21 protein-coding genes are annotated in these 22148 nt (G+C 46.2%); 12 read left to right on the top strand and 9 right to left on the bottom strand.

Features of this window, described 5'->3' with window-relative positions:
• Positions 1 to 33: 33 nt before the first annotated feature.
• Positions 34 to 1341 (bottom strand): anaerobic C4-dicarboxylate transporter, encoded by a 1308-nt coding sequence (locus L9Q40_RS08740; protein ID WP_014233246.1) that lies wholly within the window; start codon positions 1339 to 1341, stop codon positions 34 to 36.
• Between the two features lie 172 nt (positions 1342 to 1513).
• Positions 1514 to 2965 (bottom strand): aspartate ammonia-lyase, encoded by a 1452-nt coding sequence (gene aspA, locus L9Q40_RS08735; RefSeq protein ID WP_498793054.1) that lies wholly within the window; start codon positions 2963 to 2965, stop codon positions 1514 to 1516.
• 385 nt (positions 2966 to 3350) lie between these two features.
• Between aspA and L9Q40_RS08730 the strand changes: the two genes are divergently transcribed.
• Positions 3351 to 3884, top strand: coding sequence for an FxsA family protein (locus tag L9Q40_RS08730; protein WP_065300319.1), 534 nt, complete (start codon positions 3351 to 3353; stop codon positions 3882 to 3884).
• Between the two features lie 70 nt (positions 3885 to 3954).
• On the opposite strand, the gene trmL is transcribed toward L9Q40_RS08730, so the two are convergent.
• The 3 genes from trmL to L9Q40_RS08715 form a co-directional block, all read right to left on the bottom strand.
• Positions 3955 to 4434, bottom strand: a complete 480-nt coding sequence (trmL, locus tag L9Q40_RS08725; protein ID WP_014233243.1) for a tRNA (uridine(34)/cytosine(34)/5-carboxymethylaminomethyluridine(34)-2'-O)-methyltransferase TrmL — start codon at positions 4432 to 4434, stop codon at positions 3955 to 3957.
• A 194-nt stretch (positions 4435 to 4628) separates the two neighbouring features.
• Positions 4629 to 6026 carry an envelope stress sensor histidine kinase CpxA gene (gene cpxA, locus L9Q40_RS08720; protein WP_243975241.1) on the bottom strand — a complete coding sequence of 466 codons (1398 nt, stop codon included), beginning with the start codon at positions 6024 to 6026 and terminating at the stop codon, positions 4629 to 4631.
• A complete protein-coding gene (locus L9Q40_RS08715; protein WP_014233241.1) occupies positions 6026 to 6715 on the bottom strand; it encodes a response regulator in 690 nt (229 codons plus the stop codon). Before L9Q40_RS08715 ends, cpxA begins: the two co-directional genes overlap by 1 nt.
• Before the next feature lie 190 nt (positions 6716 to 6905).
• Between L9Q40_RS08715 and L9Q40_RS08710 the strand changes: the two genes are divergently transcribed.
• The 3 genes from L9Q40_RS08710 (at position 6906) to pfkA (ending at position 9697) form a co-directional block, all read left to right on the top strand.
• The gene (locus L9Q40_RS08710; RefSeq protein ID WP_014233240.1) at positions 6906 to 7418 is read left to right on the top strand and encodes a CpxP family protein; all 513 of its coding nucleotides are present in this window, start codon (positions 6906 to 6908) and stop codon (positions 7416 to 7418) included.
• A 122-nt stretch (positions 7419 to 7540) separates the two neighbouring features.
• Positions 7541 to 8449, top strand: a complete 909-nt coding sequence (gene fieF, locus L9Q40_RS08705) for a CDF family cation-efflux transporter FieF (RefSeq protein ID WP_498793053.1) — start codon at positions 7541 to 7543, stop codon at positions 8447 to 8449.
• A 285-nt stretch (positions 8450 to 8734) separates the two neighbouring features.
• Entirely contained in the window at positions 8735 to 9697 is a 963-nt protein-coding gene (pfkA, locus tag L9Q40_RS08700) for a 6-phosphofructokinase (protein WP_014233238.1), read from the top strand.
• An 85-nt stretch (positions 9698 to 9782) separates the two neighbouring features.
• On the opposite strand, the gene L9Q40_RS08695 is transcribed toward pfkA, so the two are convergent.
• Positions 9783 to 11168 (bottom strand): MATE family efflux transporter, encoded by a 1386-nt coding sequence (locus L9Q40_RS08695; RefSeq protein ID WP_498793052.1) that lies wholly within the window; start codon positions 11166 to 11168, stop codon positions 9783 to 9785.
• Between the two features lie 218 nt (positions 11169 to 11386).
• Between L9Q40_RS08695 and L9Q40_RS08690 the strand changes: the two genes are divergently transcribed.
• The 6 genes from L9Q40_RS08690 (at position 11387) to L9Q40_RS08665 (ending at position 17688) form a co-directional block, all read left to right on the top strand.
• Positions 11387 to 11677: a co-chaperone GroES gene (locus L9Q40_RS08690; protein WP_005381516.1), complete on the top strand. Its 291-nt coding sequence runs from the start codon at positions 11387 to 11389 to the stop codon at positions 11675 to 11677.
• 77 nt (positions 11678 to 11754) lie between these two features.
• The gene (gene groL, locus L9Q40_RS08685; RefSeq protein WP_498793051.1) at positions 11755 to 13401 is read left to right on the top strand and encodes a chaperonin GroEL; all 1647 of its coding nucleotides are present in this window, start codon (positions 11755 to 11757) and stop codon (positions 13399 to 13401) included.
• A gap of 521 nt (positions 13402 to 13922) precedes the next feature.
• On the top strand, positions 13923 to 14105 hold the full coding sequence (locus tag L9Q40_RS08680) for a hypothetical protein (protein WP_498793050.1): 183 nt from the start codon (positions 13923 to 13925) through the stop codon (positions 14103 to 14105).
• A gap of 417 nt (positions 14106 to 14522) precedes the next feature.
• Entirely contained in the window at positions 14523 to 16196 is a 1674-nt protein-coding gene (gene ltrA / locus L9Q40_RS08675; RefSeq protein WP_258496290.1) for a group II intron reverse transcriptase/maturase, read from the top strand.
• Between the two features lie 185 nt (positions 16197 to 16381).
• Positions 16382 to 16603 (top strand): DUF2188 domain-containing protein, encoded by a 222-nt coding sequence (locus L9Q40_RS08670; protein ID WP_000517703.1) that lies wholly within the window; start codon positions 16382 to 16384, stop codon positions 16601 to 16603.
• Between the two features lie 521 nt (positions 16604 to 17124).
• On the top strand, positions 17125 to 17688 hold the full coding sequence (locus L9Q40_RS08665; protein ID WP_243975238.1) for a VC2662 family protein: 564 nt from the start codon (positions 17125 to 17127) through the stop codon (positions 17686 to 17688).
• A 75-nt stretch (positions 17689 to 17763) separates the two neighbouring features.
• Here L9Q40_RS08665 and L9Q40_RS08660 read toward each other — a convergent pair whose 3' ends face one another.
• On the bottom strand, positions 17764 to 18258 hold the full coding sequence (locus L9Q40_RS08660; RefSeq protein WP_014233234.1) for an MgtC/SapB family protein: 495 nt from the start codon (positions 18256 to 18258) through the stop codon (positions 17764 to 17766).
• A 116-nt stretch (positions 18259 to 18374) separates the two neighbouring features.
• Positions 18375 to 19397 (bottom strand): EF-P beta-lysylation protein EpmB, encoded by a 1023-nt coding sequence (gene epmB, locus L9Q40_RS08655; protein WP_014233233.1) that lies wholly within the window; start codon positions 19395 to 19397, stop codon positions 18375 to 18377.
• A 32-nt stretch (positions 19398 to 19429) separates the two neighbouring features.
• Here epmB and efp point away from each other — a divergent pair, with 32 nt between their 5' ends.
• Both efp and L9Q40_RS08645 read left to right on the top strand, forming a co-directional pair.
• Positions 19430 to 19996, top strand: coding sequence for an elongation factor P (efp, locus tag L9Q40_RS08650; RefSeq protein ID WP_014233232.1), 567 nt, complete (start codon positions 19430 to 19432; stop codon positions 19994 to 19996).
• A gap of 262 nt (positions 19997 to 20258) precedes the next feature.
• On the top strand, positions 20259 to 21662 hold the full coding sequence (locus tag L9Q40_RS08645; RefSeq protein ID WP_020336200.1) for an SPFH domain-containing protein: 1404 nt from the start codon (positions 20259 to 20261) through the stop codon (positions 21660 to 21662).
• Between the two features lie 98 nt (positions 21663 to 21760).
• Here the strand turns inward: L9Q40_RS08645 and frdD are convergent, their stop codons facing one another.
• Entirely contained in the window at positions 21761 to 22138 is a 378-nt protein-coding gene (gene frdD, locus L9Q40_RS08640; RefSeq protein WP_498793049.1) for a fumarate reductase subunit FrdD, read from the bottom strand.
• Positions 22139 to 22148 lie beyond the last annotated feature (10 nt).

Here is a 22148-nt window from a genome sequence, read left to right as displayed (position 1 = left end):
AGCCGAAGCTCCCCGAGTAAGACTCTGTTTCTGCTAGATCAGCAGGCCACCGAAGATGAAGCCTAATGTCACCGCTGATGCGATGGTTGCGACACCTGGTAGGAAGAACGGGTGGTTGAACACGTACTTACCAATACGTGTTGAGCCTGTATCGTCCATCTCAACCGCGGCAAGTAGCGTCGGGTAAGTTGGTAGTACGAACAGCGCACTTACCGCCGCGAATGATGCAACCGCAGTCAGTGGTGCGACACCAATCGCTAATGCTGCAGGCATCAATGCAACAGTCGTTGCGCCTTGTGAGTAAAGCAGCATAGAGGCGAAGAAGAGCACCAATGCAAGCATCCATGGGTAGTCTGCTAGAAGTGCACCAGCCACTTCCTTAATGCCATCAACGTGAGCGTTCACGAATGTAGAGCCTAGCCATGCAACACCAAGTACACAAACACACGCTGTCATACCAGAACGGAATGTTGCCGCCGCTGGAATTTTGCTCGAGTCGATTTTACAGCTCATTACGATGGCAGCTGCTGCCGCAAGCATGACGGTCATGATCGCTTCGTTACGACCCAGTGCTGGGTTCTCGATAAGACCCACAGAGCCAGAGATTGCTGCTGCGTAGCACACTACGAATGCGATAGCGCCAAGGAAGATAAACGTTGCTTTCTTCGCTGTTGGTAGAATCTCGCGTTTTTCTTCAGTATTGAGTTTGATGAGGCCATTTTCCAGACGATGTTGATATTCAGGATCGTCTTTTAGTTCACTGCCCATGAAGTTCGCAATGAACGCACCGACCATACAAGCGATGAATGTGGTTGGAATACACACAGCGAGTAGAGTGAGGTAATCGACGCCAAATGGAGCAAGCATGGCTGCGAAAGCGACCACAGCCGCAGAGATTGGAGATGCTGTGATGGCGATTTGCGATGCGACAACGGCGATAGACAAAGGACGAGAAGGACGAACGCCCTGACCTTTAGCCACTTCGGCAATTACTGGCAAAGTAGAGAAAGCGGTGTGACCAGTACCCGCCATTAGTGTCATTATGTATGTCACGATTGGCGCATAGAAGGTGATGCGTTCAGGGTGTTTACGCAAAAAGTTTTCGGCAACTTGCACCATCCAGTCCAGACCACCTGCAACTTGCATTGCTGCAATAGCGGTAATCACTGACATGATGATCAAAATTACATCAACAGGGATGTAAGCCTGGCTAGTAGGAACGCCTAGGATCAAAGACAATGCAATGACACCCGCACCACCGGCAAATCCGATGCCGATACCGCCGATTCTCGCTCCCAAATAGATAAAGAGCAGAACCACGAAGAGTTCGACCATGACCATTATAGATACCTCTTTAGTTTGTATAGATTCTGATTTTTTGAACACTCAGGAACAGGAGTAAATGTTCAGAGAATCAGAGCCCAAGAGCTATGGTATTAAAAAGCTTATAAAAAATGTGGTTAACCGTACGGAACCCTAAAAAGGGGCCTTATAGGCCCCTATGGATGATGACTTACTCGTAGCGTTTCGCTTTGTAAGTTGGATGCATGAAGTTTTCAACAGTTAAGATTTCGTCAAGTTCTTCTTCTGTTAGCAGACCGCGCTCTAGCACGACTTCACGAACACTCTTACCAGTTTCCGCACAAATCTTACCGACGATGTCGCCTTCATGGTGACCGATGTATGGGTTCAGGTAGGTTACGATACCGATGGAGTTGTATACGTAGTTTTCACAGACTTCTTTGTTCACTGTGATGCCATCGATACATTTGTCACGCAGGTTAATACACGCATTTTGCAATAGTGAGATGGACTCAAACATGCTTTGCGCGATCACTGGTTCCATTACGTTTAGCTGTAGCTGGCCGCCTTCTGCTGCGAAAGATACCGTGTTGTCGTTACCCAGTACTTTAAAGCACACTTGGTTTACAACTTCAGGGATAACAGGGTTCACTTTCGCTGGCATGATAGAAGAGCCGGCTTGCATTTCAGGAAGGTTAAGTTCATTCAGACCAGCACGTGGGCCAGATGAAAGCAGACGCAGGTCGTTACAAATCTTAGACAGTTTCACTGCCAGACGTTTTAGGGCACTGTGTGTCATCACGTAAGCACCACAGTCTGACGTCGCTTCGATAAGGTCTTCTGCAGGAACCACGTCCAGACCTGTTACTTCAGCCAGGTGTTTTACCGACAGAGCTTGGTAACCTGTTGGAGTGTTCAGGCCCGTACCGATAGCGGTCGCGCCCAAGTTAATTTCTAGAAGTAGTTTTGATGTGTAGTCCAGAGCACGAATTTCTTCGTTTAATGTTACCGCCCAAGCGTGGAACTCTTGACCAACCGTCATTGGTACCGCGTCTTGTAGCTGAGTACGGCCCATTTTAAGTACATCTTTGAACTCAATTGCTTTAAGTTCGAATGCGCCTTTCAGGTACTCAATCGCTTCCATCAACTTGTGTACGCTGTTGTAAACCGCAATACGGAAGCCGGTAGGGTAAGCACAGTTAGTTGACTGACTTTTGTTTACGTGATCATTCGGGTTGACGAACTCGTACTGGCCTTTCTCTTTACCCATGATTTCAAGAGCAACGTTGGCGATTACTTCATTGGTGTTCATGTTAACAGAAGTGCCAGCGCCACCTTGGAATACGTCTGAAGGGAATTGATCCATGCACTTGCCTGTTTCCAGGATCAAATCACATGCTTTGATGATGTAGTTAGCAACATCTTTTGGAATCGCGCCAAGTTCTTTGTTTGCCAACGCTGCGGCTTTCTTGGTCATCACCATACCACGTACAAATTCAGGTACGTCAGAAATGGTTACGTTAGAGATGTTGAAGTTTTCGATGGCACGTAGAGTGTGAATACCGTAGTACGCATCTGCAGGGACATGACGTTGACCTAATAGATCTTCTTCAATACGAGTGGCTGAGTTAACTGCTTTTTGAGCATCAGATAGAGTAGCCATAACAGGATCCTTAGATGATAATTCTAATAATATGGTTGAGTATTAGCCTATTCTGCAATCTAGAATCCATTCATCAGAATTTTGGGCTGGAAAATCCGTCCTGACTTATGTGGCACATCATACTTTACCTAGCACATAAAAATAGTAACTAGATCACCTTTTTGGTTTTTAATGCGTCAATAGTTTGCAAAGTATGAACAGGTTATTGCCTTACGTTTCAGGGCAGTGTTTCTACTGTTCATGTTTGTGATTATGGCTATCTGCTTCGTGCCAATGGAAAGGCATCTTTTACTTCATCAACAAGTGCTGAACACGCTTTTTTACAACGATTCGTTTGAGCTTGGTTAGCTTTTACCATTACACTGAATTAAACAAAGGAGGGCGTGTGTTTCCTATCTTATTATTGGCGTTTATTTTTGTTCCGATCATTGAAATCGGCTTGTTTATTCAGGTGGGCGGGTTTTTAGGCCTCTGGCCGACCATTGCGTTGGTGATCATCACCGCGTTTGTTGGGGCGTCACTCGTGCGTAGTCAGGGTATTCAAACACTGATGTCAGTTCAGGGGCGTCTTGAGCAAGGTGAAATTCCTGCTCAGCAGATTTTTGAAGGTGTCATGCTGGCTGTAGCTGGCGTGCTGCTGTTAACTCCGGGCTTTATGACGGATGCACTTGGTATGTTGGTATTGTTGCCTGCGCCTAGAGCTGCGATTGCAAAATACTTGATGAGTAAAATGGTGGTGAAAACGGTCCACGGTGGTGGCTTCCACAGCGGTTTTTCTGGGCAGCAGGGGCCATTTGACGAAGATCCATTCCGTCGTGGTCCATTCGATTCTCGCTCGGATAATGGCAATACCTTCGAAGGTGAATATGAGCGTAAAGACGACGATGACGATCGTAATGACCGAAATAAGCTTAACTGATCAATTATCAGTTCCAGCAGAAGACAAAAGGGCGCATCTGGCGCCCTTTTTTGTCACTATAATTCAGCGATTACTGAGCTCCTTCAAAGCCCATCTGACGCCATGCTTCAAATGCAATAATAGCGACGGCATTCGACAAGTTCAGGCTGCGGGCATCTGGCATCATTGGAATACGAATACGTTGCTCCATAGGCAGGCTTTCAATCACTTCCGCAGGTAAACCACGGGTCTCCGGACCGAAAAGCAGTACGTCACCGGCTTGATACTGAGCATCTACATGGTGACCTGTCGTTTTGGTTGTACAGGCGAACAGGCGGTAGTTACCTTGCTTCTCTTCCTCTAAATAGTCTAAGAATGCCTGATAGTTTTTATGACGTGTTACTCGAGCCAAGTCATGATAATCCAAGCCTGCACGGCGCACTTTTTTCTCTTCCAGATCGAAACCCAGTGGCTCAATCAAATGAAGGTTTGCACCGCAGTTGGCACAAAGTCGAATGATGTTGCCGGTGTTCGGCGCGATTTCTGGTTCGTATAAAGCGATATCAAACATGGTATAGAAATAGAGTTAGTCAAAAGAGAGAGGCAGTATATACCGTAGCTACGACTGGGGTATACACCCAAGTACTGGCATAGCTACACATGCGACATCAAAGGAAAGTGAGTCGCCATTGAACCGTGTTGAGAAAAAGTAAACCCTCCTGAGGCGGAGGGCTTACCTGCTCACTTGAATGGTGTGAGCTTTGACTACAAACTCAAAGGCAATGTTATCGTCATGCGCAATCCACCCAGTGGGCTGCGACTAGCGACAATCGTTCCGCTGTGCTGACGAATGGCACTTTCGGTGATCGTCAGCCCTAATCCTGTTCCGCCAGTGTGACGGTCACGAGCGGTAGAGACTCGGTAGAATGGTCGGAAGATGGCTTCCAGCTCGGCATCTGGTACTCCTTCACCGTTATCATCTACGGTGATGTGCAGAGTGTTACCTTGCGTTTCTAGATTAATTTCAACCTGATCTTTCCCGTAGTAAATGGCGTTGCGAATGATGTTTTCCACAGCGCTCATTAGCAACTTAGGGTTGCCTGAAATACTGCCTTTAGGTAGCGGGGAGTAACGCAATTGTTTACCCATTTGTTCCGCTTCAAATTGAGTGTCCTCAATGATCTCTTCCCACAAACTTTGAATCGGTTGAGTTTCGCGTGTCATGTGGCTATTCGCCTGCATTCGGGACAGTTCCAGTAGCTCACTGATCATTTGCTCAAGCCGCTGAGCCTCGGTATCAATCCTTGTTAGCTCTGGGCTTTCGCCTTGTTTGCGTGTCGCTAAAGCATTGGCCATCCTCAGTCGAGTCAGAGGTGAACGCAGTTCATGAGAGATATCGGAGAGCAGACGTTGCTGACCGGATATCATCTGATTTACGGCTTCGACCATCTGGTTGAAACTGCTGCCCGCCTGACGGAACTCTGAAGTCCCTTTCTCCAGATTAGGGTCTGTGACAAACTCCCCTTTGGCTACGCGCTGTGCGGCGGCTTCGAGTCGACGTGCAGGCTGACTCAATGCCCATGCCAGCCAAAGTAGCAAAGGTGTACTCGCCAGCATGACGGCAAGTAATAACTGAACAGGGTGATCAAACAGTCTCAGCAGCAGTGGCGGTGGCTCATTCCATTTAAAGCCGACGTACATCAAAAGATCAGAACCGGCTAATGTAATTGGCACAGGCCCGGCGACCATGTATCTGCCATAGAGCTTTTGTTTCGGTTGGTTATTGTCTTCGATGATGGAAACAAAGTTTTGCATCGCCCGCATTTGAAAGTTGTTGCGGTGGTCAGTGGTTAATATTTTGCCGTTATAGTCAGAAAAGAACATCCGTGGCCGAGGGTCGTTTTTATTTTGGCGACGTCCCTCAATACTAAATAGAATGCGGCCAAGGTCAGTTTCTTTACTGTATTGATTCTGAATTTCGTCACGCACTTCTAGCATGCGCTGATAAGGCGCACTTGGAATATCACGCGCTTTACGTGGATCCAGATGCGGTAGTGATAGCACAGCGATTAACACTAACAGCATAGTGAACCAGAAGATGGCAAATATGCGTCCATACAAGCTGTTAATATTCGGCAGTTTGATGCGTGATATTTGGCTCATTAATCTTCCTCAAGCAACATATAGCCTCGGCCACGCAAGGTTTTGATACGTGGTTTGCCATTACTTTGGTCGGGCAGTTTTTTGCGTAAGTTGGAGACGTGCATATCAATCGCGCGGTCAAAAGCGGCAAGTCGCTTGCCAAGCACATCTAAGCTCAGGGTTTCTTTCGTCAGTACTTGCCCAGGGTGTTGTACAAAGTGTGTGAGCAAAGCAAATTCTGTTGCCGTTAAATCAAGCAGCAGCTGATCGCAGTAAGCCTCCTGCTTGCCTGGATAAAGGCGAAGCTCTTGATACTCAATGCAGTCGCCGCTTTTACTGTCCTTTTGAGTTGCACTGGTACGGCGTAAAATGGCGCGAATGCGAGCCAGTAGCTCTCTGTCACTAAAGGGTTTTGGTAAGTAATCGTCTGCCCCTAGTTCTAAGCCAATCACTCGGTCGATTTCTTCGCCTTTGGCTGTCAGCATTAGTACGGGAGTTTCCCAGTTTTCACGCAAGCGCTTTAATGTTTCCATGCCGTTGAGCTTAGGCATCATGACATCCAGCAAAATCAAATCAATTTCACTTGTCACGGCAGCTAAACCTGCTTCTCCATCATTCGCTTCACTGACTTCAAATCCTTCGAAGCTGAGCACTTCTTTTAACAGGCTAGTTAGCTCTATATCGTCATCAATCAAAAGAATGTTTGCCATTTAGGGACCTACCATCAATTACCTTTTATTTAATATTACATTGGAATGATGGGTGACGAAGAGTATAAAAATCACTCTTTACGAATCTTTACGCTCTCTATACGTCACTTTACCTAGCGCGTCCTATTCTATACTCAAGCGCTGGGAGAACAGCCCAGAAGAAGCAATCAGATGTATGAGGAATCAAATTATGAAATCTGCAAAAAAAATTGTGTTAGCTGCCGTTGTTCTACCACTTACTCTTGGTGCTGCAGGTGCCTTCGCCTACGGTGGTAAAGACCAGCAAAAAGGTCCTCGCGACGAATGTGGCCCAGGAATGGACCGAGGAATTATGCGCCAAATGGATCTGACTGACGCGCAAAAAGAGCAATTACAATCATTTCGTGACGCTAACCGTGCGGAGATGAAAGGTAAAAATGCGGCAGAACGTGATGCTCGTCGAGCGGAGCGCCAAGCTTACCACGCAAAAATGCAGGCTCTTGTGCTGGCGGATAACTTTGACGAAGCTCAAGCGAATGCGTTAGCCAAAGAAATGGTAGAAAAACAAACTGAACGCCGTGTAAAAATGCTGGAGAAAAAACACCAAATGTTGAGTGTACTGACTCCTGAGCAAAAAGCAGAGTTTGTGAAGTTGCAAAATGAACGTATGCAACAGTGTGGTGAAAGAATGCAAAAACGCATGACTAAACCAAGCAGCAACTAACCGACACAACGAAATAATCTTAAGAGGCAGCCATGGCTGCCTCTTTTTGATCTGGCTATTTCATACTCATTAAATAATTATCGAGGTATACTTTGGTTATGGTTTGAGTTAACTCTTTGATTATGAAACATCAATACGCACGCTTAGTGACGACAGCAGCCTGGACTGCAACAATCACGGCAACGCTTCTTTTACTGGTTAAGGTCATCACTTGGTGGGTGACAGGTTCGGTCAGCCTATTAGCCTCTCTTATTGACTCTATGCTGGACATTGCCGCGTCGGTGGTGAATTTAGTCGTGGTTCGTTATGCCTTGCAGCCAGCAGACAGGGAACATACTTTTGGCCACGGCAAGGCGGAGTCATTAGCTGCCCTGGCGCAAGCCATGTTTATTTCCGGCTCCGCAGTATTCTTGATCCTTAATGGGGTTGAGCGTTTCTTCCGCCCTCAGGCTTTACATACTCCTGAACTCGGCGTTTATGTCTCGTTGTTTGCTATCGCCGTGACACTTGGTTTGGTGACGTTTCAGAAACACGTAGTGCGAGTGACAGGAAGCCAAGCCATTGCAGCCGATTCACTTCACTATCAGACTGACCTTTATATGAATGCGGCCATTATGGTCGCGCTCGGGTTAAGTTATTTTGGTGTCACGCAAGCGGATGCGGTGTTTGCGATTGGTATTGGCGTGTTCATTCTTTACAGTGCTTTCAAAATGGTGAATGAAGCGACTCAGACTTTATTGGACAGAAAACTGCCTGATACAGAATTAGAGGAAATTCACACTCAGTGCTTGAGCGTGAAAGGAGTGAGAGGTGTTCATCAGTTACGAACACGGATGTCCGGGCCGACACGTTTTATTCAGTTACATCTCGAGTTAGATGATGACTTACGTTTAATCGAAGCCCACTATATAGCTGATAAAGTGGAAGAAAACCTCTTGTCTGTCTTTCCTGAAGCGGATGTGTTGATCCACCAAGATCCGATATCTGTCATTTATGGACCAGAGAAAGAACAGAAAGAGCAAGATTGGTAGAGCTCGAAAAATACAAAAGCGTCTGACGACAAATAGGCGCTTATTGTCTATCTTTCCATCAATACGCTTTAAGAATCCTGATACTGATGTGAATCAACGAAGTTGATAGTAGAAGCTGTAATACTCTTACATAAGTAGAAAAGTTACATAAAAATGTGTGTTTTCATTGGTAATCCGGTATAGGAAATGTAACATAACGCACAGTTCTGGATTATGCAGGTTGCTTGGTGACAAGGGGCCTAGAAGAAAATTAAATAAATTGATTGCCAAAGATCGAGGGTGAGCATGATTAAGAAGATCGGTGTTTTAACAAGTGGCGGTGACGCACCTGGTATGAACGCTGCAGTACGCGGCGTGGTACGCACAGCACTTTCTGAAGGATTGGAAGTGTTTGGTGTGTACGATGGCTACCTAGGTCTTTATGAAGGCCGCATCGAGAAGCTAGATCGTTCTAGTGTTTCTGATGTTATTAACAAAGGTGGTACGTTCCTGGGTTCTGCACGTTTCCCTGAGTTCAAGGAAGTGGCAGTACGCGAAAAAGCTATTGAGAACCTGAAGAAACACGGTATCGACGCACTGGTAGTGATTGGTGGTGACGGTTCTTACATGGGTGCAAAGAAACTGACTGAAATGGGTTACCCATGTATCGGTCTGCCAGGCACTATCGATAACGACATTGCGGGTACGGATTACACTATCGGTTACCTAACTGCACTAAACACAGTTATTGATGCAATCGACCGTCTACGTGACACTTCTTCATCTCACCAACGTATTTCAATTGTAGAAATCATGGGCCGTCACTGTGGTGACCTGACTCTGATGTCTGCTATCGCTGGTGGTTGTGAGTACATCATCACTCCAGAAACGGGTCTTGATAAAGAGAAGCTGATCGGCAACATTCAAGACGGTATCGCAAAAGGTAAGAAACACGCAATCATTGCTCTTACTGAACTGATGATGGATGCAAACGAGCTTGCACGTGATATTGAAACGGCAACAGGTCGTGAAACTCGTGCGACAGTACTTGGTCACATCCAACGTGGTGGTCGTCCTACTGCATTTGACCGTGTTCTTGCATCTCGCATGGGTAACTACGCTGTTCACCTTCTAATGGAAGGTCACGGTGGCCGTTGTGTTGGTATCGTGAAAGAGCAGCTTGTTCATCACGATATTATTGATGCGATCGAAAACATGAAGCGCCCTGTACGTAATGACTTGTACAAGGTTGCAGAAGAGCTGTTCTAAGTCGACCGCTCTTAGCTAAAATAAAAAACCGCGTTGATACGCGGTTTTTTTGTCTCTGTTTTTCTAAGCGAGGGGAGGACAGGGTTCATGAAGAGGAAATGCTTTGTTCTACCAGCATTAACTTTCGTTCGCGAAGCGCAAACATATAACCAAGTAACCCACCTAATATATTACCCACCGCAATACCGATAAATAGCCCTTCAACATCGTACAGGTAGCTGCCAATCCAGGCCGCTGGCAATGTAAAGATGAACAGGCGCATAAAACTCCACTGGAAAGCGCGTAATGGCTTGTGCATCGCATTCAGCCCGCTGACTAATATCATCACAATACCCTGGAAACCGTAGCTGAATGGCACGACAAGGAGATAATGCCAAAGCAGGTTTTTAACCGCTTCTTCTTGTGAGAAAAGAGCGGCCAGAGGAATGCTCAAAGGCACCATTGCCAGGAAGATAAGCCCCTGAAACACAACTGCGAAGCGCATGCTGAGGAATAATCCTGCGAATGCTCGCTGTGGGTTATTAGCGCCGAGATTTTGTGCCATGAACGGCGTTAAAGCTGAGGTCAGTGACATCAATACTAGAATCAGTATCGACTCGATGCGCTGTGCTGCGCCATAAGCAGCAACAGCTGCGGTGCCGTGGCTTGACAGCAGCATCATCAAAATAGCGCCAGAAAGAGGCGTCATTGCGGTAGAGAAGGCCGCAGGCGTACCGATTTTCAATGTCTGTTGCCAATCTTGTTTCAGATGTAACCACTGCGGCTTAGCCAGAAGTTTCTCCCGTTTAACCAGTAAGTATGACGAGCCGACTAAAGCGCCTAGCCAACTAAAAGCACTCGCGATTGCTGCGCCCTGAATTCCAAGTTCAGGAAAAGGTCCCAAGCCGAAGATAAGTAGCGGATCCAGCATTCCGTTGATCAACCCTGCCAGCATCATGATTTTAGCTGGGGTTTTCGTATCACCCGTCGCACGGATTGCACTGTTGCCAGCCATTGGGATCACCAGTAATGGAATGGTGAGATACCACACTTGCATGTACTGTTCGATGAGTGGAAGAAGATCGTCAGTCGCACCAAGAAAACCGAACAGAGGTCTGATGGTTACAAAGCCAACTGATGACGCGATCGCAACTAGCACGACAGCTAACAGTAGACCATGAGTAGTAAAACGCGCGGCTTGAGTTGAGTGTCCCTGTCCGAGTAGCCGGCCTATATTGGTCGAAAGCCCCATGCCAATGCCCATCGTAATGCAGTTAACGGCAAAGGTGACCGGAAAGGTGTAACTAATGGCAGCTAGGGCTTGAGTGCCGAGCAGAGAAATAAAGAATGTATCGACCAGATTGAACATCAATATCGCGATCATGCCCACCGTCATCGGGACCGTCATTTTTCTCAGTGTTTCGGGAATGGGCGCGCTCAACAAACCATGTTTATCTGTTGCTTGGTGTTCCGGCTTGTTTTTTTCCAGCATGTTTAACGTCTATCTGGTGGATAAACTGCAAGGATACAAGAAAGCAGGAAGGTGAGCGAGTGCGCATTTCTCACGCAAACCGTTGCGATCTTTTAACTAAGTCACAAAAAAATCATGCTCGCCCCTTGGGATCGTTCATTGGACCCCTTATATAGTGATCACGTGTCCCAGAAGGGCAATTATCAAATAAACATGGAAATTTTCAGGAGAGACGACCAATGAACATTCGTCCATTACATGACCGAGTTATCGTTGAACGTAAAGAAGTTGAATCTAAGTCAGCTGGTGGAATCGTTCTGACTGGTTCTGCTGCGGAAAAATCAACTCGCGGTGTTGTTCTAGCTGTAGGCAAAGGCCGCATTCTAGAAAACGGCACAGTGCTACCGCTGGACGTTAAAGTTGGTGATACTGTTATCTTCGCTGAAGGTTACGGCACTAAGACTGAAAAAATCGACGGTAAAGAAGTGCTAGTTATGTCTGAAAACGACATCATGGCAATCGTTGAATAATAGCAATCATTGAGTAATTTTTTGCTCAGATTCAAAAACCAAGTCGAACTTAAAGAATTGTAGAAAGGAAATCAAAGATGGCTGCTAAAGACGTTAAATTTGGTAATGACGCACGAGTTAAGATGCTAGAAGGTGTAAACGTTCTGGCTGACGCGGTAAAAGTGACATTAGGTCCTAAAGGCCGTAACGTCGTTCTAGATAAATCTTTCGGTGCACCAACAATCACTAAAGATGGTGTATCTGTAGCGCGCGAAATCGAACTGGAAGACAAATTCCAGAACATGGGCGCTCAAATGGTTAAAGAAGTAGCATCTAAAGCAAACGATGCTGCAGGTGACGGTACAACAACAGCAACAGTACTAGCGCAATCAATCGTAAACGAAGGTCTGAAAGCAGTAGCAGCGGGTATGAACCCAATGGATCTTAAGCGCGGTATCGACAAAGCAGTAGCAGCAGCAGTTGAACAGCTAAAAGAGCTGTCTGTTGAGTGTAACGACACTAAAGCTATCGCACAGGTAGGTACTATCTCTGCGAACTCTGACGTAAGCGTAGGTAACATCATTGCTGAAGCAATGGAACGTGTTGGCCGCGACGGTGTTATCACTGTTGAAGAAGGTCAGGCGCTACAAGACGAGCTAGACGTAGTTGAAGGTATGCAGTTCGACCGCGGTTACCTATCTCCTTACTTCATCAACAACCAAGAAGCAGGTTCTGTTGATCTAGAAAACCCATTCATCCTTCTGGTTGATAAGAAGATTTCAAACATCCGTGAACTTCTACCAACTCTAGAAGCAGTTGCTAAAGCATCTCGTCCACTGCTAATCATCGCAGAAGACGTAGAAGGTGAAGCGCTAGCAACACTAGTTGTGAACAACATGCGTGGCATCGTGAAAGTTGCGGCAGTAAAAGCACCAGGTTTTGGTGACCGTCGTAAAGCAATGCTACAAGACATCGCGGTTCTGACTGGCGGTACAGTGATTTCTGAAGAAGTAGGTCTAGAGCTTGAAAAAGTAACGCTAGAAGACCTAGGTCAGGCTAAACGCGTTGCTATCACGAAAGAAAACACGACTATCATCGATGGTATCGGTGAAGAAACAATGATTCATGGCCGTGTTGCTCAGATTCGTCAGCAAATCGAAGAGTCAACTTCAGACTACGACAAAGAGAAACTACAAGAGCGCGTAGCTAAGCTAGCTGGCGGTGTTGCAGTAATCAAAGTTGGTGCAGCAACTGAAGTTGAAATGAAAGAGAAGAAAGACCGCGTAGAAGACGCACTTCACGCAACTCGCGCAGCGGTTGAAGAAGGCGTAGTAGCAGGCGGTGGTGTTGCTCTAATCCGTGCAGCATCTATGATTGCTGGCCTTGAAGGTGACAACGAAGAACAAAACGTTGGTATCCGCGTTGCACTACGTGCAATGGAAGCGCCAATCCGTCAAATCACGAAGAACGCGGGTGACGAAGAGTCAGTAGTAGCGAACAACGTGAAAGCAGGCGAAGGCAGCTACGGCTACAACGCAGCAACAGGTGAATACGGCGACATGCTAGAGATGGGTATCCTAGACCCAACTAAAGTAACTCGTAGCGCACTACAATTCGCAGCATCGGTTGCAGGTCTTATGATCACAACTGAAGCAATGGTTACTGATATGCCACAGAAAGACGGCTCAGGCATGCCTGATATGGGCGGCATGGGCGGTATGGGTGGTATGGGCGGCATGATGTAGTGCGACGAGAGTCGCGTAGGTAGCTAGCCGAGCGGGCTACGTCCATAGTAACCACTAACTTTGTGTTGTGGTTACTATCCCACCCGCCGAAATAGCAAATAAATAAAACCCGATATTCGGGCTGAACCCAAGCCCGAATATCGGTCCTCGTAAGAGGTCCGATTTTAGGCATGGGCGAAAGTCTGTGTCCCTCGCTTTAGGCGAATGATATACGTTGAAGCAGCGCTATCAGTGTCTGTGAAGTAACGGGAATATTCGTGTCTTATTTAAGCTTGAGCCACCTGCACGGTGCGAAGCTGTTTTCATTATTGTCTCAACCAATTTCATACTCGAACGGGTAGGTGATTGGACAGTGAGACCTATTGTTCAGCCAATAGTAGCCTAGGGATAGTGCATCTGCGGTAACGCGGTGTGCGGAGCTTCCTGACAATGTACCCCCACGCAAGTGGTTAATCCTTGCTGCGAAGTGAAGGTTAAGACAATCGCCAATAGCAGGTGGTTGAGGGGCTAGGCTGAGTTATATGGTTAACGTAAGTGAACTACTGATAAACACCGTCAGCCGCGACGAGCGTAACGCTATTGTCGTGACGATTAATTGTCCCCTCGGAGGATTAGCCGTCACCAACGCTCTGACCAAAAGGTATATGGCCGGTTATCTCTTTTACATCTGGGGATACGCTGACTCATGCGCCATCGGTGGATAGGTAGAACCTAAGTAACTCGTGTAATGAAAACGGAACTCGGAAACCCCGTATCTTTGCCTATCAACGGGCAGGCAACTTGTAAGAGAAGCTGTTGAGGGTGCGGGCACAGGAGAGCAGAAGAAGCGAAAGCCAGTTTGTAATGAGCTGGATAGAAAGCCAACGTGCTTTCACCGGAAACGGGGCCCACGTCTGCTTGGTCTTTAATTGCGTGAAAATCAGTAAAGCCGTCAAGTTTTACGGTAGTTGAAACTGTCAGAGCCCAATGGTGGGCGTTACCTTTCCTATTTGAGGATTTCGGGTACTGTCAGTAACAAGTTCAAGCCTCATAGGGTAAATCTCTGCCCTATGGGGCACAGATGCGCCTTGTGTTGCTTGATTAACTTATCGTTAATGGAGGAAAGCAAGGTGCATACTTCAATGCAAATTGACGTATCTGCATCCTCCCACCAGACACAGCAGTGGCACAGCATCGACTGGTCACTAATGTATCGTACGGTGAGAGGGCTACAGGTACGGATCGCAAAGGCAACGAAAAAGTCTGACTGGCGACAGGTCAAAAGACTGCAACGCATGTTAACTCGTTCGTTTGCTGCCAAGGTGATAGCCATTCGGCGAGTCACCGAAAACAGAGGGAAAAACACCGCAGGGGTTGACGGGGAAACTTGGAGTACACCTGCAAAGAAATGGGAAGCAATAGAGCAGCTACAGCGAGCGGGCTACAAGCCCAAACCGCTCAGGCGAGTCTATATTCCCAAAGCCAATGGTAAGAAGAGGCCGCTGGGGATACCGACAATGAGAGACAGAGCAATGCAAGCTCTATACTTGCTAGCTCTTGAACCCATATCGGAAACCACGGCGGATCGAAACAGCTATGGCTTTCGCCCGAATCGCTCTTGTGCTGATGCTATCGAACAATGTTTCGTGAATCTCAGTCGCAAGGCCAGTGCTCGTTGGGTGCTGGAGGGTGACATCAAAGGGTGTTTTGACTTTATCAGCCATGATTGGCTTATCGGCAATATCCCTATGGATAAGGCGATACTCAAGAAATGGCTGAAAGCCGGATTTATGGAATCTGGGAAGTTTAACTCGACGGAGGCGGGTACACCACAAGGTGGGATTATCTCACCCGTACTAGCCAATATGGCCTTAGATGGACTGGAAACGGTGCTCGAAACCCACTTCGGGAAGAAGAACACAAAAGCCAGTTACAAAACTAAGGTCAACTATGTGCGTTATGCAGATGACTTTATCATCACTGGAATCTCGAAAGAGCTACTGGAAAATGAGGTTTTACCCATTGTTGAAGCCTTTATGGCAGAACGTGGGTTGCAATTGTCAGCAGAAAAAACGCTGATCACGCACATAGACGACGGGTTCGACTTTCTCGGGCAGAATTTGCGTAAATACGACGGCAAGATGTTGATTAAGCCGTCAAAGAAAAACGTGAAGAACTTTCTGCGCGGTATACGAGATTATCTCAACAGCCATAAAACGGTGCCAGCTTCAGCTATGATAGCGAAGTTGAACCCGATGATCAGAGGGTGGTGTAACTACCACCGCTGGGTATGTGCGAGTGAGACATTCAAGTATATTGATTACCGGATCTGGAAAATGTTGTGGCAGTGGTGCCGTCGAATTCATTTGAATCGCCGTAAGCGCTGGATTAAAGACAAGTACTTCAAATCAGTGGGCGATAGAAACTGGGTATTCAGCGCACCAAAACCGAAAGGGGAAGATGGCCACTACCGCCTGCTTAGTGCAGCGAGAGTGAAAGTCGATAAACATGTGAAAATTCGGGCAACAGCTAACTGTTACCTACCGGAGGACGAACAATACTTTGAGCGTCTGAAGATGCAAAGATTGAAGAAATCTTTGTCGGGTAACTGGAAGCTATGGAAGATTGTCGAGAGACAAGACTACAAATGTGCGGTGTGCCATCAGCAGTTCAACTCAGAAGATGAATGGGATATTCACCATATTGTCAGAAGAGTGGATGGCGGCACGGACATTAGCTCGAATTTGATGATGTTGCATATAAACTGTCACAGGCAGATCCACAACAACAAAGGAGTTAGTCGCTATGAACAATGAGCTTTATCTATGGGTATGGCTATTAGGTTTAATAGCAACCATAGCCTGTGTTGGAGTGGTCTTCTGGTTATCAAGTCGTTTTAAATAATGTCTTTAACCAGAAATAATACAACATGTAGGGTTGAAAGTTGTCGTTTCTGTCCTTATATAGTATTTGTCCAAATCCTATACTAAGGAGGTGATCAATGGGCAAAAACCAACACGTTGTAAAGCGCCCCGACGGGTGGGCTGTGCGCGGAGAGAATAACTCACGCGACACTTCACATCATCGTACTCAAGAGGAAGCCAGACAGGCCGCTCGCGAGATAGCGAAGAATCAGCAAAGTGAAGTTGTAATTCACAGACCTAATGGTCAAATAAGAGATAAAGACTCTTATGGTAATGACCCATTTCCGCCCAAGGGGTAGTGTTGTCGGCCTACACGCAAGTGTGGGTTTATAAAGGCTTGAGCCGTATGCGGGGAAACTCGCACGTACGGTTCTTAGGGGAGGGGTAGTCAGGAATGGCTGCTCCTTACCCGACATATGCTGCTTACCTTATCGCTGTAACGTTTTATAGCGAAAAGGTAACTGACCAAACCAAGAAGAAGCCGAGGTTTTTACCTCGGCTTTTTTGTGCTTGGCGTTTTTGATTTGTTGATACGTCATCGCAATTCAATTCGTCGTTTATGCAGTGCGATGAAATACTGATTTAAACGCGATGCGTCGTACTTGTTTATCCAGATTCGTGGCTGAACATGACATCGCCATTGTGTGGGACTGGTACAAGAAATACTTCAGAAAATATTGAAATATGGTCGTTGTAGATTTTTTCTATTATAGTCAACTTGTTAAATATGGCATGCGAGTGAAATTTTTTCGTACGATTAGTAGAAAATGAGTACACATACGCTATGTTGTAAGTAATGCTTAATATAACGGAGATAAGAATGAAAAAGCTTTTGACGTCTTTGGCAGTGGTAGCCGCTGTTGCATCACCTGTTGCGCTTGCTGACAGCACTCCTGTGATGTTTTCTACAATTGATCACATTAATGCGCCGTCTCGCTCTGAAGTGGGCGGTGTTCGCTTAGCCGTTCTACACGGTCAGGTTAACGAAGTGAAAGGGGTCGATTTCTCTCTACTTGGTATGTCAGAAACTGATCGTACAACTGGTATTAACTTTGGCCTGTTCTTCGGTGCTGCGAAAGTAAACCAAGAAATGAAAGGGGCTTCCCTTGGTCTTGTTAACTGGAACCGTGGCCAAACAACAGGTCTAAACCTGGGTGCGGTTAACATTACTAACAATGTGAAAGGCCTTAACTGGAGTGCGGTGAACTACTCTGAGGGCTATACAATGGCGGATGTTGGTCTGGCAAGTATCTCTAAAAAGTCTAACTTCCAGCTAGGTTTCTTCAACATGACAGACCAAATCGACGGTATTCAAATTGGTCTGCTTAACTGTGCGGATAACGGCTTCTTGAAGTGTTTCCCACTGATTAACTTCGCGAAATAACCTGCAGTTATAGTAATACTTAAACAAAAAGACCCCGAACTGATGTCGGGGTCTTTTTATATCTCACGTTTGAGCTTATTTGATTAAGCGAGACGACTTTCTGCGCTGTATTCTTTGGTGCACACCGCGACGTAAGGACTTGATGTGTCGCTCCGCTTCATCAACGCCCAGTAACACAGTTAAAGTCAGTACTGTGATGACCACTGATTGAGACAAATAACCAAGACCAATCATTAAGCCTAACCCGGCTAGTACCCAGATGACCGCCGCAGACGTCACACCGTGGATTTTGCCATCTAGCGTCATCATTACACCAGCGCCCAGAAATCCAACACCGGTAATGATTTGACCCAGTACACGTGCCTGATCAAGCGTGTTCGGCGATAAGGATACCGCCATCGACATAAAAAGATAGGTGCCTGAAATAATAAGTATTGCAGTGCGAATGCCAACCGGTTTACCACGGGTCTGGCGTTCTATGCCAATCATTAACCCATTGATGGCACAGCATAGAAGAGCAGACCAACTAAATGGGCCAAGATCGAAAATTTGTTCGAATGTTGTATGCATCTTGACCTCCAAAAGCGCGGAGTATGCATAGAATCACCCCTCAAAGCGAACAAAAATAAACGCTCGTGACGACAAATTTAATTAAGCTTAAACTCAAATTAATCCGGCCTTGGTGTTTATTCTAAATGGAGATCAAGCGGTGTTTTACTTGGCCTGCCGCCGATCTCTCGCGTAAGTTTTGGCACCAGGTAACCAGACACACGAGTTATTACTCCGCGCATGATCGTTTTTGCCTCCTCATCGGAAACAAAGTAGTGCGCAGCACCTTGGACTTTGTCTAGTACATGCAAGTAATAAGGTAACACTCCCGCATCAAATAAGGCTTCACTCAAGTCGACCAGGGCATCCACAGAGTCATTGATATCTTTAAGCAGAACACTTTGGTTGAGTAGAGTCACACCAGACTGTTTGAGTTTGAACAGCTGTGAGGCGAGCTCGCTACTTAATTCGTTCGCATGGTTGATGTGAGTGACCAAGATAACCTGCAAGCGGGAGTCACGAAGTATCTGGCATAGTTCATCGGTTATACGCGCTGGGATTACCACAGGTAAGCGGCTGTGAATTCGAAGACGTTTGATATGCGGAATTTGTGCAATCCGCTCTATCAACCACTGGAGTTCATCATCTTTCGCCATTAATGGGTCTCCGCCGGAGAAGATCACTTCGTTCAGCTCGGGCTGCTGCGCAATATATTCGAGACTTTGAGCCCAGGCTTGTTTACCACTTTTGTTATCCTGATACGGGAAATGCCGACGGAAGCAGTAGCGACAATTCACCGCACAGCCTCCTTTAACAATCATCAGTGCACGATTACGATATTTGTGCAGCAAGCCGGGAATCTCGTTGTCTTGCTCTTCAAGTGGATCGCTGGAGTAGCCCTCATGCACTTCGAACTCTTCACTTAACGGTAAAACCTGACGTAAAAGAGGGTCTTTGGGATTGCCTTTTTCCATTCTATCGACAAAACTTTGCGGTACACGCTGTGCAAACAGCTTGCGCGCAGCAAACCCGTCTTGCCACGGCGAGGGATCTATTTCCAGTTTTTCGAGCAATTTTGCAGGATCAGAGATCCCATTCGCCAACTGTTTGAGCCAGTTTTGCTCAACAGAATCGACTTTTCGGGTTATTATGTGCGGCATTGAATTTAGCTCTAAGAATGTAAGAGGAAAAAATGGCTACAGTTAGCACCAATGAATTTAAAGGCGGTCTTAAGTTAATGCTTGATAATGAGCCTTGCGTAATTCTGGAAAACGAATACGTTAAACCAGGTAAAGGCCAAGCGTTCAACCGCGTAAAAATTCGTAAACTTCTTTCTGGTAAAGTGCTAGAGAAAACATTCAAGTCTGGTGACACTTGTGAAGTGGCAGACGTAATGGATATCGACCTAGATTATCTATATTCAGACGGCGAATTCTACCACTTTATGAACAATGAAACGTTCGAACAGATCGCTGCTGATGCGAAAGCGGTAGGTGAGAACGCTAAATGGTTGGTAGAAAACAACACTTGTATGATCACGCTTTGGAACGGTAACCCAATCTCAGTTACTCCACCAAACTTTGTTGAGCTGGAAGTTACTGACACAGATCCAGGTTTGAAAGGTGATACTCAAGGTACTGGTGGTAAACCAGCTACGCTATCAACTGGCGCTGTTGTACGTGTTCCACTATTTATCGCAATTGGCGAAGTGATCAAAGTTGACACTCGTACTGGTGAATACGTAGGTCGTGTGAAGTAATTCACTTAAACGTATCGAATAGAAAAGGTCGCTTCGGCGGCCTTTTTTATTGCCCGCAGTTTTGACATGTGGCTAAAACAAGAAGCGCACCGCATAGTTTTATTCTTTTTGTATTATTCGTTAAAAACGTATTTGTTTGATGAATCTTTCGATTATTCCTTAAGGTTACCATTTGATAGATTATCTCCAGAGGTCGTTGAGTTGCATAGCAATTTGATTTTTATCGATTTAACTCAATGACAACCGCAATAAGGAGAACAATATGGAAAGCACAGGCTTAGGACAAAGCTTAAAAGTTGAAGAACGACGTCGATTACTTCACCGTGGGATAAAAGCGGCAGTTTTTGGTATACCGTTGTTGGCTATAGGGTTAACCATTAACAGTTCTGTTTTGATGACCGATGCAGGTTACAGTTACGTGCACCAGAACAATATTACCGGTGAATTGGATGTGTTCACGGAACCGGGTATTCATTTTCGTATGCCATTTCTGTCTAAAATCACCCAATATGACCAAGTCATCACTGTGTCATTTGGTAACAACAAGGGTGAGGATTTTTACCAGAGGCTTGAGCCGGTACAAGTGCGCTTTGCGGATACTTATATTGGTCAGATTCCCGTCACATTCCGTTTTAAATTGAGTAATGATCCGGAAGCAGTGAAGAAAATGCACCGAGAGTTTCGTAATAACAGCAATCTGATCGATGCGTTATTAGTAAAAAATGCCCGCAACGTAACCGTGATTACCGCGACTCAGTATACTGGAGAAGAGTTCTTTCAGGGCGGTTTGAACCAGTTTAAATCTAAGTTGGGTGATCAGCTTCGAGAAGGTATTTATCTGACTGAGCGTCGTCAGGTGGAGGTTGAAGAGCTTGACCTGGCTCCTGTCGGTGCAAATCAGGCCAACGCCAATCAATTGCAGCGTACGAATCAGTTAGTCTGGAAAACGGTACCGGTTGTAGACAAAACAGGCCAACCTATCCGACAGGATAACCCGTTACAGCAATACGGCATTCAAGTTACTCAGGTAACCATTGGTGATCCGCAGCCAGAGAAGCAGCTTGATCAGTTATTGGCAGATAAAAAGCGCTTGGTCGCAGATCGCATTCGCGCAATTCAGGAGCAGGAAACTTCTAAAGCTCAGGCCGAAACTGAGCAGCTGCGTAAAGAAATTCAGCGCACTCGTGAAGTTCAGGATGCACAACGTCAGAAAGAGCTCGCTATTATTTCCCAGCAAAAAGAGGTCGAGGTTGCTCGTCAAATTGCTGAGCGTGAAATCGTTGAAGTGGAGAAAACCAAGCGACTTGCTGAAGTGGAGAAAGAAAAAGAGCTGGCAATGGCAGAAGCGAACTTAGCGATTCAGAAAGCCAACGCTCTTTCCGCTCAATATGAAGCGAAAGCGATTTTAGAGAAAGGCCGCGCAGAAGCCGAAGTCCTGAAAGCGAAGTATGCGGCATTAGGAGCAAACCGAGAAGTTTACCTAGCTGAGCTGAACCGTGAGGTTGCAAACTCGTTGTACAGTAATTTGCAAAACTTCCAAGTTCAAATGCCGCAAAACTACATTGGTGGTAATCAGGAAACAGGATTGAAAACGAACTTAGATGTGATCACTGGTTTTGGTGCTCTTGGCTTAATGGATCAAACTAAGAAGATTACTCAGCAATAAGATCATAGGTGGCCAAAAGCTTATAAAGCAAAAAGATCATGGGTGTCCAAAAACAAAAAAGCTGGCATAAAGCCAGCTTTTTTATTTATAACAGTGTCTTAAATCATGAAGATAAAGATAACTGATAGTGCACTGATAAGGCCTGCGAACGCATAGCATGCTACTTTGCCCACCACACCAGTGTGGAACTTAAGGTCGTGCATACCGTGGTGAACACGGTGCATTGCATGCCACATTGGTAGCGCTAGTGTACCGATGACAAATAGCGCACCAATGATGCTGGTCGCGAATTCAGATACTCGCTTGTAGCTCATTGCGTCTGCATCAATCACGCCCAGTGGGACGAGGATACCAAGGACAAGTACGGTGATAGGAGTGATCATCGCAAACCAGGTACCGCCTGCACCAAACAGTCCCCACCAGATTGGCTCATCCGAACGTTTTGGTGCTGTATTTACACTATAATTTGGTTTCATTGTTCAGCTC

The organism is Allocatenococcus thiocycli (assembly GCF_921292965.1).
GTDB lineage: Bacteria > Pseudomonadota > Gammaproteobacteria > Enterobacterales > Vibrionaceae > Vibrio > Vibrio natriegens.
Note: the sequence above shows the minus strand (reverse complement) of the source record. Positions and strands in the feature narration are given on the sequence as shown.